We start from the raw sequence: 15904 nt of genomic DNA, 5'->3' as shown, positions 1-15904 counted from the left end.
AGTTCCTGCTCACGTTCCTTTTATTTCAACGATATATCTTGGAGTTTTCGTTGGATAATTGCAATTCAATATGTTTATAATGTAAAATAGATTTATTGTGACTAAATGGCAAAAAAATAATCATTTGTAGCATAGATAGGTATTTTAACCTTGATTATATTTTTAAAGGAGTGCATTGAACGTGAGCGTGAAAGAATTGACACAAGAAGAAATCGACCATACTTCCATGATTGAATTAGGTTCCATGATTTTAAAAGAAGAAAATAAAGCTATACCTTTTCAAGATTTATTTGCAAAAATAGCAGATGTAAAGAATTTTTCTAAAGAAGAACGGAAAGATTTAATTGCGCAGTTCTACACAGATATGAATGTGGATGGACGTTTTTTAACTCTAGGATCTGGCATGTGGGGATTAAAGAGCTGGTATCCAGTAGAACAGGCAGAAGAAGAAATTACAGATGAACCAACGAAAAAGAAGAAGAAAAAGAAGAAAAAAGCAGTGGACCCAGCTATCGAAATTGATGATGATTTAGATATCACAGATGAAGATATTGATGATGTGCTAGGTGACTTTGATGATGATTTAGAAGACCACGATCTGGATGAGCTTGAAGACGAAGTGGATGATGTCATTGGTAAAGATGATCTGGATGAATTAGACTATGATGACGAGGACGACCGCTAGGACCGATATAAAACGGGAGCCGTCCAGTTCACCTTTAAAAGGGAAGCCCTATGAAGCTGCTGAATAGCTGAAACCAGTTTGGTATAATCCCGATATGTTCCAGCTATTTTTAGTAAATAGGGAAGTTGCGCCGCTCCGTCTTAGAGAGGTTTTCATTTAATCAAATGTGAATCATGTCATTTCAATGCTTGACTTTTACATGGACTAACAGTAGAATCTTTATTGGGCTCTTTGAATATAATTACAAAGCGTTTCCCCCAGGAGTGAGAGGGGGAAACGCTTTTCTTGTTAGATAAGAAAATAAAGGAAGTAAAACAATATTATCATTATAACTTTCATTATCAATGTAAAAGATAAGGAAAGGATAATACATTCCAAAGAACGACCAAATTTATTTAAATGAAAAACATATAAAATAAAGAAAGAAGGATGAGGACAAGTGACAAAATATATTTTTGTAACTGGTGGCGTAGTATCATCGCTTGGAAAAGGAATTACAGCAGCATCATTGGGACGTTTATTAAAAAATCGTGGATTAAAAGTAACGATTCAAAAATTTGATCCGTATATCAACGTAGACCCAGGGACCATGAGTCCTTATCAGCATGGTGAAGTATTTGTTACGGAAGATGGAGCAGAAACAGATTTAGACTTAGGACACTACGAGCGCTTTATTGATATTAACTTAAATAAATACAGCAATATTACTACAGGTAAAGTGTATTCCAGCGTTATCCGTAAAGAACGCCATGGAGATTATCTTGGTGGGACGGTACAAGTTATTCCACACATTACCAATGAAATCAAGGATCAAGTATTCCGTGCCGGAGAAGCTACAGGTGCAGACGTGGTTATTACAGAAATTGGCGGTACCGTAGGGGATATTGAGTCTTTACCATTTTTAGAAGCCATTCGCCAAATCAAAAGTGATGTAGGCCGAGATAGCGTGATGTACGTGCATTGTACGCTTGTTCCTTACATTAAAGCTGCAGGAGAAGTTAAAACAAAGCCTACACAGCATAGTGTAAAAGAATTGCGTTCTCTAGGAATTCAGCCGGATGTTATTGTGTTACGTACAGAAAAAACCATTACAAAAGAAATGAAAGAAAAGATTGCTTTATTCTGTGATATTAACGAAAAAGCAGTTATCGAAATGCTTGATGCAGATACACTTTATCAAGTTCCGATTGCTTTACAGGAACAAAATATGGACCAGATTGTTTGCAATCATTTCGGATTAGATTGCCAAGAAGCGGATATGGATGATTGGAAAAAACTTATCAACAAAGTTCGCAACTTATCTAAAAAAGTAGAGATCGGATTAGTTGGTAAATATGTAGAACTTCCAGATGCCTATCTTTCTGTGGTTGAATCATTGAAACATGCTGGTTATGATTTTGATGCCAATGTAAATATCCATTGGATTAACTCTGAACAGCTGTCAGAAGAAGAAATCGAGACAGAACTATCTAAAGTAGATGGTATTATTGTGCCTGGTGGATTTGGTAACCGAGGAATTGACGGTAAAATTCATGCGATTCGTTATGCACGTGAAAATAAAATTCCGTTCTTCGGGATTTGTTTAGGTATGCAATTAGCTACCGTTGAATTTGCAAGAAATGTGGTTGGATTAGAAGGAGCGCACTCTGCAGAAATTAATCCAGGGACACCACATCCAATTATTGACTTGTTGCCAGAGCAAAAAGATATTGAAGATTTAGGAGGTACATTGCGTCTTGGTGTATATCCATGTCAATTAGTAGATGGTACAAAAACAAAAGAAGCTTATGACGGAGCGGATGTTGTAGAAGAAAGACACCGCCATCGTTATGAATTTAATAATGCGTACCGTGAACAAATGGCAGAGAAAGGTCTTGTTTTCTCAGGTACAAGCCCAGATGGACGCCTTGTAGAAACAATTGAAATCCAAGACCATCCTTGGTTTATTGCATGTCAATTCCATCCTGAATTTACATCTCGCCCAACGAGATCCCAAGGACTGTTTAGAGGATTTATTGGTGCAGCAGTCAATCATCAAAAATAATCATTAAATAAAGTTAAAAAACGAGGGTATTCATTAAATGAGTGAATATCCTCGTTTTTTTGTGTTAGTATAAAATTACAGCAAACATTTATGATGGTACGAGTAATCGCAAAAGCTCTTCGATGGGACGAGTAACCGCAAAAGTTCTTCGATGGGACGAGTAACCGCAGTTCCAGTCCCAGTCCCAGTGTGGAGCCCCCGAAGAAAAAGAGGATCAACGCCAAAAAAGAGGGTACATAACTTAGTAAGCAGGAGAATAATAAGATTTATCGAATTTTAAACTACAGAGAAATAATTCAAAAAGATAATATCGGAGGGTGAGTATGACAAAATCAATCCTAATTGTTGATGATCAAATAGGAATTCGTATGTTACTTCAAGAAGTTTTTCAAACAGCTGGCTATCGCACTTCATTAGCAGCTAACGGCAAAGAAGCAATCGATTATTTATCAAAAACTCCTTGCGATTTAGTGATTTTGGATTATCAAATTCCTATTTATGATGGGAATACTGTCATACAAAAGATCAAAAAAATGAAAATAAACACGAAAATTATTGTAATTAGTGGACTCCCAGAAGTTGCAAAACAAGAAATGAGTGGAAATTTACCAGATAAAATCATTTCAAAACCCTTTGATGTAGCAAAGTTAAGTAATATGGCCGAGGAAATTTTAAAGAAAAAATAAGGAATCGTAACTACTATGTTGCGATTAAGCTATGGAATTGGTATTCTTATATAGTAATGAATACAGACAGATTCATGCGTATGAAATTGAAGGAGGAACTTGGTATGCCTTTAGTATCAATGAAAGAAATGCTTGAAAAAGGAAAAGAGAACGGATATGCAGTAGGTCAATTTAATATTAACAACCTAGAATATATCCAAGCTATTCTCCAAGCAGCACAAGAAGAAAATTCACCAGTAATTCTTGGGGTTTCTGAGGGTGCAGGAAAATATATGGGCGGCTACAATGTGGTAGTTGCTATGGTTAAATCTTTGATGGAATCTTATGGGACAACGGTACCTGTTGCAATCCATTTGGATCACGGATCTAGCTTTGAGAACTGTGCAAAAGCAATCCATGCAGGGTTTACTTCTGTCATGATTGACGGATCTCATTCACCAATTGAAGAGAATATTGCATTAACAAAGAAAGTGGTTGAGCTTGCTCATATCCATGGCGTATCTGTTGAGGCAGAAGTTGGTACTGTTGGTGGAGAAGAAGATGGTGTCATCGGCGGAATTAACTATGCAGACAAAGAAGAGTGCGAACGTCTTGTTAAGGAAGCGAATGTTGATTGCTTAGCTCCAGCTTTAGGTTCTGTTCACGGTCCATATCAGGGAGAGCCAAATCTAGGATTTACAGAAATGAAAGAAATCTTAGATTTAGTAAGTGTACCATTAGTACTTCATGGTGGTACCGGAATTCCTACACATGATATTCAAAAAGCAATTTCTTTAGGAACTGCTAAAATCAATGTAAACACAGAGAACCAAATTTCTCAAACAACAGCAATTCGTGCAACTTTAGAAGCAAAACCTGAATTATATGATCCTCGTAAATATTTAGGACCAGGTACTGCAGCTATTAAAGAAACAGTAATTGGTAAAATGCGTGAATTCGGTTCTTCCAATAAAGCATGAATGATTTAGTTCATAGATAATCGGCAAAAGCTGTACCAATGGTGCAGCTTTTGTTAAAAATTTTAGGGAGGTAAATGGTAGATGAAATTTTTTATCGATACAGCAAATATTGAGGACATTAGAGAAGCAAATAAACTTGGTATTTTAGCAGGTGTTACAACAAATCCGAGTTTAGTAGCAAAAGAAGGCGTTTCTTTCCATGATCGCTTGCGTGAAATTACAGAAGAAGTTTCTGGATCTGTAAGTGCAGAAGTTATTTCTGAAGACGCAGAAGGCATGATTGAAGAAGGGAAAGAACTTGCTGCGATTGCACCCAATATTACTGTGAAAGTTCCAATGACACTAGAAGGATTGAAAGCGGTTAAAGCTTTTAGTGATTTAAACATTAAAACGAATGTAACATTAATCTTTAATGCGAACCAAGCATTGCTGGCAGCTAGAGCAGGTGCAACCTATGTATCTCCATTCTTAGGAAGATTAGATGATATTGGACAAGATGGCATGGAATTGATTGCAAATGTTGCTGCAATCTTTGATCGTCATTCTATCCAAACAGAAATTATCGCGGCATCTATCCGCCACCCGATTCATGTAACAGAAGCTGCATTAAACGGGGCGCATATTGCAACCATTCCATTTAACGTTTTATCATCCTTAGTAAAACACCCATTAACGGATCAAGGAATTGAAAAATTCTTAGCAGATTGGAATAAACAAAATTAATTGTATAGAGTTGGAAAAAAGACAAACACTATAAATAGGTTAGAAATAGTGGGTCAATCAACACCAAAATCGCTAGTGTTGGAATAAAGAAATAAATATGGTATCGAACCAATGGTTTACAGGGGCGAGTAAACACAAGGTTTATGATGGGACGAGTAATCCCAACGCTTTTCGGTGGGGCGAGTAATCGCAGTCCCAGTCCTAGCCCCGATCCCAGTGAGAAGACTACGTAACCTTGTTTTCAACCATCGATTTTGGTGGAGAACTGATCTATTTGAAGAAGCAGCTTATACAATGGAACTTCATTTGGTGAGGATTTCTTGCTATCCTCCCTACATGAATTTAGGGAGTTCGCTTCGATCTCCCGCCTTATTTAAAATAAGGCGTCTTACGGATAATTTTCCGTGATAAACAACTTGTGGAGTGATACATCCACTTCCATAGGAACGAGGTTTTTACATGCAAAAGTTATTAATTGAGGGTGGACATGAACTATCTGGAGAGGTTCATATCAGCGGTGCAAAAAATAGTGCAGTAGCTCTATTGCCTGCAGCCATACTTGCGGATTCTACGGTGACAATTGAGGGATTGCCTAATATTTCTGATGTAGACACATTAGGTGCTTTGTTGGAAGAAATTGGTGGAACAATCTCCCGAGATGGTCAGGACATGACGATTCATCCGGAGAAGATGATAGCTATGCCATTGCCGAATGGGAGAGTCAAAAAGCTTCGGGCATCCTATTATTTCATGGGAGCAATGCTTGGGAAATTTAATAAAGCAGTCATTGGGTTGCCTGGAGGATGTTATTTAGGTCCACGTCCGATTGACCAGCATATTAAAGGCTTTGAAGCGCTTGGCGCAGAGGTAACAAATGAGCAGGGAGCCATTTATTTACGTGCCAAAGAACTTCGAGGCGCACGTATTTATTTGGATGTTGTCAGTGTTGGTGCTACGATCAATATTATGCTTGCAGCAGTAAAAGCAAAAGGACAGACCATTATTGAAAATGCTGCAAAAGAACCCGAGATTATTGATGTTGCAACGTTATTAACAAATATGGGTGCGAAAATTAAGGGCGTTGGCACCGATGTGATTCGTATTGATGGAGTACCTTCCTTACATGGCTGTACGCATACGATTATCCCTGACCGTATTGAAGCTGGGACTTATGCTATTGCAGCTGCTGCAATGGGGAAAGAAGTTGTCATTGACAATGTTATTCCGCAGCATATGGAGTCATTAATCGCAAAGTTGCGGGAAATGAATGTTAATATCGAATCCCATAATGATCAATTATATGTGGCTAGGAATAAATCTTTAGAGAGCGTGGATATCAAGACGCTTGTTTATCCAGGTTTTCCGACAGACCTACAACAGCCTTTCACCACCTTATTAACGCAAGCAAACAATTCAGGCCTTATTACAGATACAATTTATTCTGCGCGTTTGAAGCATATCGACGAACTTCGCCGCATGAATGCTGAAATAAAAGTTGAAGGTGGATCTGTGATTGTTTCCGGACCGGTGCAATTAGAAGGCGCTAAAGTAAAAGCTAGTGACCTCCGTGCTGGAGCAGCGCTTGTGATAGCAGGATTGCTTGCAGAGGGTGTAACAGAAATCACCGGTGTGGACCATATTGATCGTGGCTATGAGAGTTTAACGGATAAGCTTTCTTCTTTAGGAGCAACGATTTGGAGAGAAGAAATGACGGAATCAGAAATCTTCCAAGACCAGCACACTTAAAAAGGTGTGTGTATAATAAAAGAGAAGACTTCCCCTTCTCTTTTATTATATAATATCTAGCGATCCCGAAATAATCCTTCGACAAATTGATGCATAAACATGAATAATGTCGAATTAGATCATGAAACTTTAAAATAGGAGGGTTCATTGTATTTTAGGGGAGTTTTTGACAGATAATCAAAAGCTCTTTATATTGATGTATCATTTTAATCAATCCTTTAAAACCCCAGAGCGAAGTACTATACGCTAATCTTCAAAAATAACATCCAAATTTAGAACAGCCCGCCTGAATATCTTAATTTTTTTGAATCTTGAGGTGGAATTTTAAAGTCGTTTACAAATGGATACAATAATTCCTCTAATTTGACAAAAAAGTGTATTGAATCTTTACCGGTAAAAGAGTATGATAATAGATGTTTAATAAAGCCAAGATTTGATTAAATGTCTGACAATGGAATGTGAAATGAACCTTCATACAGTGGAACTTTTCGTTCACCCTTCAAAATGGGATCTGGCGATTACGTCTTCTACTAAAATGGTTATTTGTTCAATTCAATGAACCAGGTTGATAATGTCTAGCTTCTCTTGATGAACAGTTCTCGAATGGGAATCACTCTTTACTTTGATATGTCATTTTGATAGACGTTACAACAGGATAATAACTTCTAAATGCTTCTGTTGAACAAGGCAAGTCTTCTTTAGTATTCCTTCCACATATATAGGGTAATCAGGTTAAAAAAAGCGTATTTCTAGAGTTAAGAAGAGGCGAAGTAAGTGTAAAACGCGAGGTTATGAGATTTTAAATTAGCACATATAAAATGAAATGACTGATAAGCTACCAAACAATGGTGTTAGATGCGGAAAATCAGTAGCTTTAACTAGATTTTCACATAGACTTTTTCTAAATCTATATTATGTGAAGCGTATACAAAATAAGAGGATTGTTGAAATGAGGACAATATAGCGGTGTAACAAAGCTATAGAATATGAATAGACCAAGTTGAAAATATCCGCAGTATCCTGTTTTTATTGTCATCTGCATATCAAAAGTTATCCTTATGATTGGCGAACAGGAATTTTACGGATGCTTCCAACATGAAAATATAAAAAGAACCTAGAACAGGCGTGGTGATTTAATGGCAACACTGACAATCTCTAGCTTAGAGACAATGACATTAAAAGAAATTTATGCACTTGCAAAAGATTATAAGATTTCTTATTATGCAAAGCTGACAAAGAAAGAGTTAATATTTGCAATATTAAAAGCGCAAGCAGAAAAAGACGGGTTTTTATTTATGGATGGAATCTTAGAAATTATTCCTTCTGAAGGATTTGGATTCCTGCGCCCGATTAATTATTCTCCGAGTGCAGAGGACATCTATATCTCTGCTTCTCAAATCCGCCGTTTTGATTTAAGGAATGGAGATAAGGTATCAGGAAAGGTCCGTCCTCCAAAAGAAAATGAGCGTTACTACGGTCTCTTGCATGTAGATGCTGTAAATGATGAAGATCCCGATTCGTCAAAAGAACGTGTGCATTTTCCTGCATTAACGGCACTTTATCCAAACCGTCCAATTAAATTAGAGACAGAAACAAAACAATTATCGACACGAATCATGGATTTAATGACACCAGTTGGCTTTGGGCAGCGTGGTTTAATTGTTGCTCCGCCAAAAGCAGGTAAAACCATGCTGATTAAGGAAATTGCAAACAGTATCTCCAAAAACCATCCGCATGCCAAACTGATTATCCTGCTAGTAGATGAACGTCCAGAGGAAGTAACAGATATTGAACGTTCTGTAGCTAAAGATGTAGATGTCGTTTCTTCAACATTTGATGAAGTGCCAGAGAGTCATATTAAAGTATCTGAACTTGTTTTAGAACGTGCGATGCGACTGGTAGAGCATAAACGCGATGTCATCGTTTTAATGGATAGTATTACACGTCTAGCTCGTGCTTATAACCTAGTTATTCCTCCAAGCGGACGTACATTATCTGGTGGTATTGACCCAGCAGCTTTCCATCGTCCAAAACGTTTCTTTGGAGCAGCGAGGAATATTGAAGAAGGTGGCAGCTTCACAATCTTAGCAACAGCATTGGTAGATACAGGTTCACGTATGGATGACGTCATTTATGAAGAATTTAAAGGAACTGGGAATATGGAGCTTCACTTAAATCGTCACCTAGCTGACCGTCGAATCTTCCCAGCTATTGATATCCTGCGTTCAGGAACAAGGAAAGAAGAGCTGCTAGTAGAAAAATCACATTTAGATAAAATGTGGCTGCTTCGTAAAACCATGCAAGATTCGAACGACTTCTTGGATCGTTTCTTAAAACGTCTGAAGAGCTCTAAGAATAATGAAGAATTTTTACAACAAATGGAAGAAGAAATGAAAAGAAAAGGGATAAACCGTTCGTAAAAGATGCAACGTGATTTGGTCTTTTGTTAATAACTGCTATTGCATTTCATTCTATAGACTGTTATAATCTTTCTGTGTGAGTTTAGATAGGATGCACAAGCATCTCTGACGACTCTTGCAATAACTCTGTTTCCAAGGGACTCAGGGCAAAAAGGAGTGGAAGAACATGAAAAAGGATATTCATCCAGAGTACAGAAAAGTTGTTTTTCTAGATACTAGCACGAATTACAAGTTCTTAAGCGGATCAACAAAAGGATCAGACGAAACAATTGAGTGGGAAGATGGTAACACATACCCTCTATTAAAAGTTGAAATCAGCTCTGATTCACATCCATTCTACACTGGTAAGCAAAAAGCTGACAAAGTCGGTGGACGTGTGGATCGCTTTAAGAAAAAATATAACCTTAACTAATAATCTGACTTATTACAGCAATATCCGTTTTATCGGAACTATGCCGTATAAAGAGGTTTTTTGTAAGGAATTGAATCTTAAAAAAACAGGCAAAATGTTGCCTGTTTTTTTACTTTTAAAGGCCATCTGGTATGAAAAAATAGATATGTTTTTCATTTGACATAAAGAATAAAATGTCCGTTTTTATTGTGAAAATTATCTGCTGTATTACAACGGACAGATGGGGACGCAATTCGTTTCCCATTCAAAAAAATGTAACTTAATATACTTGAGTCAACACTAAAATCTATGGTTGAAATACATGAATAAATACGGTTGTGAAAACTAGCTAGCGAAGGAAAAATACGGAGACTCCTGTGGGAATGCGCAGTGTGAAGACCCCGCAGAAAAAGCGGTCTTCTTTTTCGAGGAGGCTGAGGACAAGCCCACGGAAAGCGTAGTGTTTTTACGTAGCGGTCGCTATTTATCAAACTTAATTTGTTAACCTAAGATTTTGGTGAAGAGCTATATACTTATTGAAACAAAAAGATAAAGGGGAGGATGCTTGTGGCACAGTTATATTTTAAATACGGAGCTATGAATAGCGGGAAATCGGTAGAAATATTAAAGGTAGCTCATAACTATGAAGAACAGAATAAATCCGTTTTAATTTTTACTCCAGGCATTGATGATAGAGATGAAGTGGGTTATGTTTCAAGCAGAATAGGAATTAAAAGAAAAGCACTTCCGATTTTTGAAGAAACAAACATATACGATGTTGTAAATAAATGCGAAAAGAAGCCCTATTGTGTTTTAGTAGATGAGGCACAATTTTTAGAGAAAGAACATGTTTTACAGTTAGCTAATATTGTGGATAAACTTGATATTCCTGTGATGGGATTCGGGCTTAAAAATGACTTCCAAAATGAATTATTTGAGGGAAGTAAGTATTTTTTACTTTATGCAGACAAAATTGAAGAGATGAAAACGATTTGCTGGTTTTGCGCGAAAAAAGCGATCATGAACTTACGTGTAGATGAAAATGGAACCCCTGTCTATTCAGGTGAACAAATCCATATAGGTGGAAACGATTCCTATTATCCAGTCTGTCGTAAATGCCATGCTAATCCGCCACTGTAGGGAAAGGTAATTTGGCAAACGAAGCCTACGCATAGATCGATAAGTGAAAATATGCCTGTAACACCTTGCTATTTGTTTTTTATTCAGATTAGAGAATTAGACTGCTAGCGTTAGATGATAACTTGTCTTATTAAGTGAAATAATAAATAACGATAAGGAATCATTTTTATTGGATCAACATCAAAATTAATGGTTGAAAGATATGAATAAATATAGTAGTGGAAAACTAGCTAGCAACAGTGTTCTATGGGACGAGTAATCGCAGTCCCAGTCCCAGTGTGGAGACCCCGCAGAAAAACCCGTCGCAGCGGCTGCCATTATCAATTTAGCTTAGTTTGTCAACAATAGGTTTTGGTGAAGAGCCTTTTTATTAGCGGTAAAAAAGTTCTTTAAACCTGAGGCATGGGAAAGGTGCAATTGACCCAGTTCTCCCCTTATAATATAATAAGACTGTTATGGAGAAAGAGGTGTATTCTTGTGTTAGATCGTTTGCAAGCACTAGAAGATCGGTATAATAAATTAAATGAAATGTTAAGTGACCCGGAAATTATTAGCGATACAAAAAAACTGCGTGAATATTCGAAAGAACAAGCTGGATTAGAGGACGTTGTTCAAGCTTATCGTGCGTATAAAGAAGTTACCTCACAACTTTCAGATGCGAAAGAAATGATGGAAGACGATTTGGATGATGAAATGCTGGAAATGGCAAAAATGGAGGTATCTGAATTATCTTCGAGAAAAGAAGAATTAGAAGACGAAATGAAGATTCTCCTGCTTCCAAAAGATCCAAACGATGATAAGAACGTTATTATGGAAATTCGCGGTGCCGCTGGTGGAGATGAGGCTGCTTTATTTGCCGGCGACTTATATCGAATGTATTCCCGATATGCAGAGAGTCAAGGTTGGAAAATAGACGTGATGGAAGCAAGCTCCACAGGGGTTGGCGGTTATAAAGAGATTATCTTTATGATTAATGGTTCAGATGTTTATTCTAAACTGAAGTATGAAAATGGTGCACATCGTGTCCAACGTGTTCCAGAAACAGAATCTGGCGGACGTATCCATACTTCGACTGCAACAGTTGCTGTGCTCCCTGAAGCAGAAGAAGTAGAGATAGATGTTCATGAGAAGGATATCCGTGTTGATACATTTGCCTCCAGCGGGCCGGGCGGGCAAAGTGTAAATACCACCATGTCTGCGGTTCGTTTAACGCATGAACCTACAGGGATTGTCGTATCGATTCAGGATGAAAAATCACAAATAAAAAATAAAGAAAAAGCGATGAAGGTATTACGTGCTCGTATATATGATAAATTCCAACAAGAAGCACAGGCAGAATATGATGAAAATCGTAAATCAGCGGTTGGTACAGGAGATCGCTCAGAGCGGATACGGACGTATAATTACCCGCAAAATCGCGTAACTGACCATCGTATTGGCTTAACCATTCAGAAGCTGGACCAGATTATGCAAGGAAAGCTCGATGAATTTATCGATGCGCTTGTGATGGAAGAACAGGCTAAAAAATTAGAACAGATTGGTGAATAATTCATGAACCAAACCAAAATTTATGAAGTCCTTAACTGGGCTTCTCTTTTTTTACAAGAAGCAAATAGAGAACCGAAAGTCGCTGAGATTTTAATCAAACATCATTTGGGATTATCCAAACAGGAATGGCTCGTTTCTTTGCGGGAACCGGTCCCTGAGGATAAACTCGAAATTATAAAAGCAGATATAAAAAAGCATGCAGAAACGGGAATCCCGGTCCAACATTTGACGGGTTATGAAGAATTTTATGGCCGGTCCTTTCAGGTTAACGAGCATGTATTAATCCCAAGACCAGAAACGGAAGAGCTTGTACTTGCGGTGAAGGAGTATCTCACGCGGAAAAAAGAACACGTACGGATTGCGGATATAGGAACGGGCAGTGGAGTTATTGCCATTACACTAGCATTGGAAGTGGATAATGCGGAGGTATTTGCTACAGATATTTCTGATGAAGCACTGCAGGTTGCTAAACAAAATGCGGAAAAATTAGATGCAGCTGTTTCCTTTTTGCAAGGTAACTTCTTATCCCCGCTTATGAATGAAATGACGCCGTTTGATGTGATTGTCTCAAATCCGCCCTATATTGCAAAATCAGAGGCATCTGAGCTGAGTGATACGGTTCGTGATTTTGATCCAGCGTTAGCATTATTTGCAGAAGCGGATGGAATGGCGGCTTATCATCGGATTATCGACCAAATGAAACAGATGCCTTTAACAAAAGAAACTTTACTAGCGTTTGAAATTGGTTATACACAAGGTGAGCTTGTTAAAAAATGTATTCAGCAAGTATTTCCTGCTAGTCATGTGGAAATCAAGCAGGATATTAACGGAAAAAATCGGATGGTGCTTGCAACGAATTTAAGCTAGCACCTTTCCAAAAATGCAAGAAAATATACCTTGATTTTAAATATATATTTCTATGAAACTTGTATAAGTAGAAATCTCCTTGTCCACACTATCTTCTAGATAGGTGGAAGGGAGATTTTTTTAATGAAAAAATTATGGGGCACATTAGCACTTTTATTTTTATTATTATCGATTATTCCTGTGATTAGTACAGCGAAAGAGCTGCAGAATAAAGAGTTAGACTATCAGGTCATCCCGGATGAAGCAATCCGACTGCGTATTCTGGCAAATAGTGATAGCGATAAAGACCAAAATTTAAAACATAAGGTCCGTGACGAGGTGAATGAAGTCATTACGGAATGGGTGAAAGATATTGATGATATTGAAGAGGCAAGACAGCTGATTCAAGACCGGCTTCCAGAACTGGAAGAAGTGGTCCAAGACACACTGGAAAAAGAGAATAGCCAGGAAGATTTTGAACTAGAATATGGAGAAAATATATCATTTCCAGCGAAATTATATGGAAACTATCTTTATCCAGCGGGTGAATATGAAGCGATTCTAGTAACCATAGGTGAAGGAACTGGCTCTAACTGGTGGTGTGTATTGTTCCCGCCGCTATGCTTTTTAGACTTCTTTAACGGAACATCTGTAGCAAGTGATGATGAAAAAGCAGAGAAAGAAGAAAAAGAAGAAAAAGTAGAAGAGGAAGAAGTAAAAGTAGAATTCTTTTTATTTAAATGGTTAGGGTTGTCATAGTTTATTTCATAGAGGCATATCCTTATAGGGAAACGAATCTAATTTAGCGGGATGTATTTCTGGCTAAATCTAGCTTGATTTAATCAGGAAAATGTAGTGACCATTATTTTCCCGGCATGAATAGATTTTCTGGAGAGGGAATGATGGTCACGCATACGGGTAACCCCTTAAAACTCGATGAATGGAGGATAAGAATATGCAAATCTATCAAGTGAAGGAAGCAAAACTAGAGTTGGTTGAGGAATTTATTCACAATAATGAAATGGCTATCGGCAAAAAATTAACAGGTCAAAGCTATGTGATAGAGATAAACGGTAGAATTGAGGGCTGTTTTGATCTGGAAAGGCTGGATGAGTCGACTTACTGGCTTAAACAGCTGCATTTAAACAAGGAACATGTGCAAAAGTTATTCGTTGTTTTTGAGTCTGTCCTCATTATTGCCCGAAAAAACAACATAAAATGTGTATATGTGCATAACCAGAGCCCAGTTGTGGATATCCTCCTAGAGTCTCTACAATTCAAAAGAGAAAGCGATGTCACTTTTAAAGGGATAAAGTCAGAAAAAACAGGGAATTGGTGGGCGTATCAGGTTTCTTAAAATATGGATAAGTAATCAGAAACGAAAACACTTGATATAACAACAATCGATTATTTTTGCATTTGTCAAGATAAAATTATACACACTATTCACAACTTGCTGTGTATAAATAGAGGGTGTTTGTGAGCAATATCATTTTTGTGGATAAAAACTGTGGATAATGTGTATAAATGTGGTGAATTATCCCCTTCTTTGCGTTTCTTGTGTGCATCAACTAAAATAGTAACGTAGAAAAGAGGGAACGTTATGCACACAAAAGTATGGAAAATAAATTCAATCAATATAATAAAAAAAGATATCCAAGAGGCAGCAGACATGTTAAAGGAAGGGGATGTGGTTGCATTTCCGACAGAAACAGTTTATGGACTTGGGGCGGATGCTACCAATGCGTCAGCTGTCCGTAAAATTTTTGAAGCAAAAGGGCGCCCGCAAGATAATCCGTTGATTGCCCATGTGGCATCAGTGGCGCAGCTAGAGGGAATTGTCACAAATATCCCGGATTATGTGTATACATTAATAGAGGCCTTTTCACCTGGTCCTTTAACATATATTTTACCGGCAAATGATTCCTGTGCTGATAATGTAAAAGCAGGCCTGTCAACGATTGGTGTACGAATTCCCAGTCATCCGATTGCCCTTCATTTACTAGAGACAATCGGACGTCCAGTTGCGGCTCCGAGTGCAAATGTTTCAGGAAAACCAAGTCCGACTACAGCGAACCATGTGTATGAGGATTTAAATGGTCGCATTGCTGGATTAATTGATGGTGGACAAACTGGTGTTGGTTTAGAGTCAACGGTTATTGATTGCACAGGAGACGTGCCGATTATTTTGCGTCCTGGCGGTGTTACAAAAGAACAATTAGAGCTAGAGGTTGGTACGGTAATGATGGATCCAGGCCTTGCAACGGCTTCGGTAAATCGCCCAAAAGCTCCCGGAATGAAATATAAACACTATGCACCAGAAGTTCCGCTCTATTTATTTACAGGCTCTGGAGAAGCAATGAAAGAGTTTGTGGATAAAGAAAAACAAGCTGGAAATAGAGTTGGTCTGCTTCTTTCCAATCAAACAGCTGAATTATTCCAAGCAAATGCACCTATTCATTTACTCGGGGAATCCATAGAAGAAATTGCTTCCTCTCTATACGATGGGTTAAGATTTTTTAAGCAAGCAAATGTGGATAAAATTATTTGCGAAACATTTTCCGAAAAAGGAATTGGCCAGGCCGTAATGAATCGCTTGCGAAAAGCCGCGGACCGTGTCATTGAAGGATAATAAAGGCGCAGGATTTCGCTGGCTGTGTTGATATTTTTTTAGAAATGAGAAAACACATTCATATTATCTGCAGGTGAAGCATAA

14 protein-coding genes are annotated in these 15904 nt (G+C 37.8%); all 14 read left to right on the top strand.

Annotated features, from left to right (window positions below):
- Nucleotides 1-181 precede the first annotated feature (181 nt).
- The 14 genes from rpoE to KI343_RS16425 all read left to right on the top strand — a co-directional run bounded on the left by rpoE (nt 182) and on the right by KI343_RS16425 (nt 15820).
- A complete protein-coding gene (rpoE, locus tag KI343_RS16490; protein WP_212927523.1) occupies nt 182-685 on the top strand; it encodes a DNA-directed RNA polymerase subunit delta in 504 nt (167 codons plus the stop codon).
- Nucleotides 686-1124: 439 nt separating this feature from the next.
- Nucleotides 1125-2729, top strand: a complete 1605-nt coding sequence (locus tag KI343_RS16485) for a CTP synthase (protein ID WP_212927522.1) — start codon at nt 1125-1127, stop codon at nt 2727-2729.
- A gap of 323 nt (nt 2730-3052) precedes the next feature.
- Nucleotides 3053-3415: a response regulator gene (locus KI343_RS16480; protein ID WP_212927521.1), complete on the top strand. Its 363-nt coding sequence runs from the start codon at nt 3053-3055 to the stop codon at nt 3413-3415.
- 104 nt (nt 3416-3519) lie between these two features.
- A complete protein-coding gene (gene fba, locus KI343_RS16475; RefSeq protein WP_212927520.1) occupies nt 3520-4374 on the top strand; it encodes a class II fructose-1,6-bisphosphate aldolase in 855 nt (284 codons plus the stop codon).
- Nucleotides 4375-4455: 81 nt separating this feature from the next.
- Entirely contained in the window at nt 4456-5097 is a 642-nt protein-coding gene (gene fsa, locus KI343_RS16470) for a fructose-6-phosphate aldolase (RefSeq protein ID WP_212927519.1), read from the top strand.
- A gap of 459 nt (nt 5098-5556) precedes the next feature.
- Entirely contained in the window at nt 5557-6843 is a 1287-nt protein-coding gene (locus tag KI343_RS16465) for a UDP-N-acetylglucosamine 1-carboxyvinyltransferase (RefSeq protein ID WP_212927518.1), read from the top strand.
- A 1136-nt stretch (nt 6844-7979) separates the two neighbouring features.
- Entirely contained in the window at nt 7980-9263 is a 1284-nt protein-coding gene (rho, locus tag KI343_RS16460) for a transcription termination factor Rho (protein WP_212927517.1), read from the top strand.
- 166 nt (nt 9264-9429) lie between these two features.
- Nucleotides 9430-9675, top strand: a complete 246-nt coding sequence (locus KI343_RS16455; RefSeq protein WP_077602262.1) for a type B 50S ribosomal protein L31 — start codon at nt 9430-9432, stop codon at nt 9673-9675.
- Between the two features lie 546 nt (nt 9676-10221).
- On the top strand, nt 10222-10794 hold the full coding sequence (locus tag KI343_RS16450; RefSeq protein WP_212927516.1) for a thymidine kinase: 573 nt from the start codon (nt 10222-10224) through the stop codon (nt 10792-10794).
- 477 nt (nt 10795-11271) lie between these two features.
- A complete protein-coding gene (gene prfA, locus KI343_RS16445; RefSeq protein ID WP_212927515.1) occupies nt 11272-12342 on the top strand; it encodes a peptide chain release factor 1 in 1071 nt (356 codons plus the stop codon).
- Nucleotides 12343-12345: 3 nt separating this feature from the next.
- Nucleotides 12346-13209: a peptide chain release factor N(5)-glutamine methyltransferase gene (prmC, locus tag KI343_RS16440; RefSeq protein WP_212927514.1), complete on the top strand. Its 864-nt coding sequence runs from the start codon at nt 12346-12348 to the stop codon at nt 13207-13209.
- A gap of 123 nt (nt 13210-13332) precedes the next feature.
- The gene (spoIIR, locus tag KI343_RS16435; RefSeq protein ID WP_212927513.1) at nt 13333-13947 is read left to right on the top strand and encodes a stage II sporulation protein R; all 615 of its coding nucleotides are present in this window, start codon (nt 13333-13335) and stop codon (nt 13945-13947) included.
- A gap of 196 nt (nt 13948-14143) precedes the next feature.
- The gene (locus tag KI343_RS16430; RefSeq protein WP_212927512.1) at nt 14144-14545 is read left to right on the top strand and encodes a hypothetical protein; all 402 of its coding nucleotides are present in this window, start codon (nt 14144-14146) and stop codon (nt 14543-14545) included.
- Between the two features lie 246 nt (nt 14546-14791).
- Nucleotides 14792-15820, top strand: a complete 1029-nt coding sequence (locus KI343_RS16425; protein WP_212927511.1) for an L-threonylcarbamoyladenylate synthase — start codon at nt 14792-14794, stop codon at nt 15818-15820.
- Nucleotides 15821-15904 lie beyond the last annotated feature (84 nt).

It is taken from the genome of Oceanobacillus sp. J11TS1, assembly GCF_018333215.1.
GTDB lineage: Bacteria > Bacillota > Bacilli > Bacillales > Amphibacillaceae > Oceanobacillus.
This window is presented reverse-complemented; position numbering and strand designations above follow the sequence as displayed.

What these genes read in the sequence shown, in the direction of transcription:
- prmC (WP_212927514.1), top strand. Translation starts at nt 12,346, where the DNA reads ATGAACCAAACCAAAATTTATGAAGTCCTTAACTGGGCTTCTCTTTTT.
- spoIIR (WP_212927513.1), top strand. Translation starts at nt 13,333, where the DNA reads ATGAAAAAATTATGGGGCACATTAGCACTTTTATTTTTATTATTATCG.
- fba (WP_212927520.1), top strand. Translation starts at nt 3,520, where the DNA reads ATGCCTTTAGTATCAATGAAAGAAATGCTTGAAAAAGGAAAAGAGAAC.
- KI343_RS16425 (WP_212927511.1), top strand. Translation starts at nt 14,792, where the DNA reads ATGCACACAAAAGTATGGAAAATAAATTCAATCAATATAATAAAAAAA.
- KI343_RS16465 (WP_212927518.1), top strand. Translation starts at nt 5,557, where the DNA reads ATGCAAAAGTTATTAATTGAGGGTGGACATGAACTATCTGGAGAGGTT.
- KI343_RS16480 (WP_212927521.1), top strand. Translation starts at nt 3,053, where the DNA reads ATGACAAAATCAATCCTAATTGTTGATGATCAAATAGGAATTCGTATG.
- KI343_RS16455 (WP_077602262.1), top strand. Translation starts at nt 9,430, where the DNA reads ATGAAAAAGGATATTCATCCAGAGTACAGAAAAGTTGTTTTTCTAGAT.
- fsa (WP_212927519.1), top strand. Translation starts at nt 4,456, where the DNA reads ATGAAATTTTTTATCGATACAGCAAATATTGAGGACATTAGAGAAGCA.
- rho (WP_212927517.1), top strand. Translation starts at nt 7,980, where the DNA reads ATGGCAACACTGACAATCTCTAGCTTAGAGACAATGACATTAAAAGAA.
- KI343_RS16430 (WP_212927512.1), top strand. Translation starts at nt 14,144, where the DNA reads ATGCAAATCTATCAAGTGAAGGAAGCAAAACTAGAGTTGGTTGAGGAA.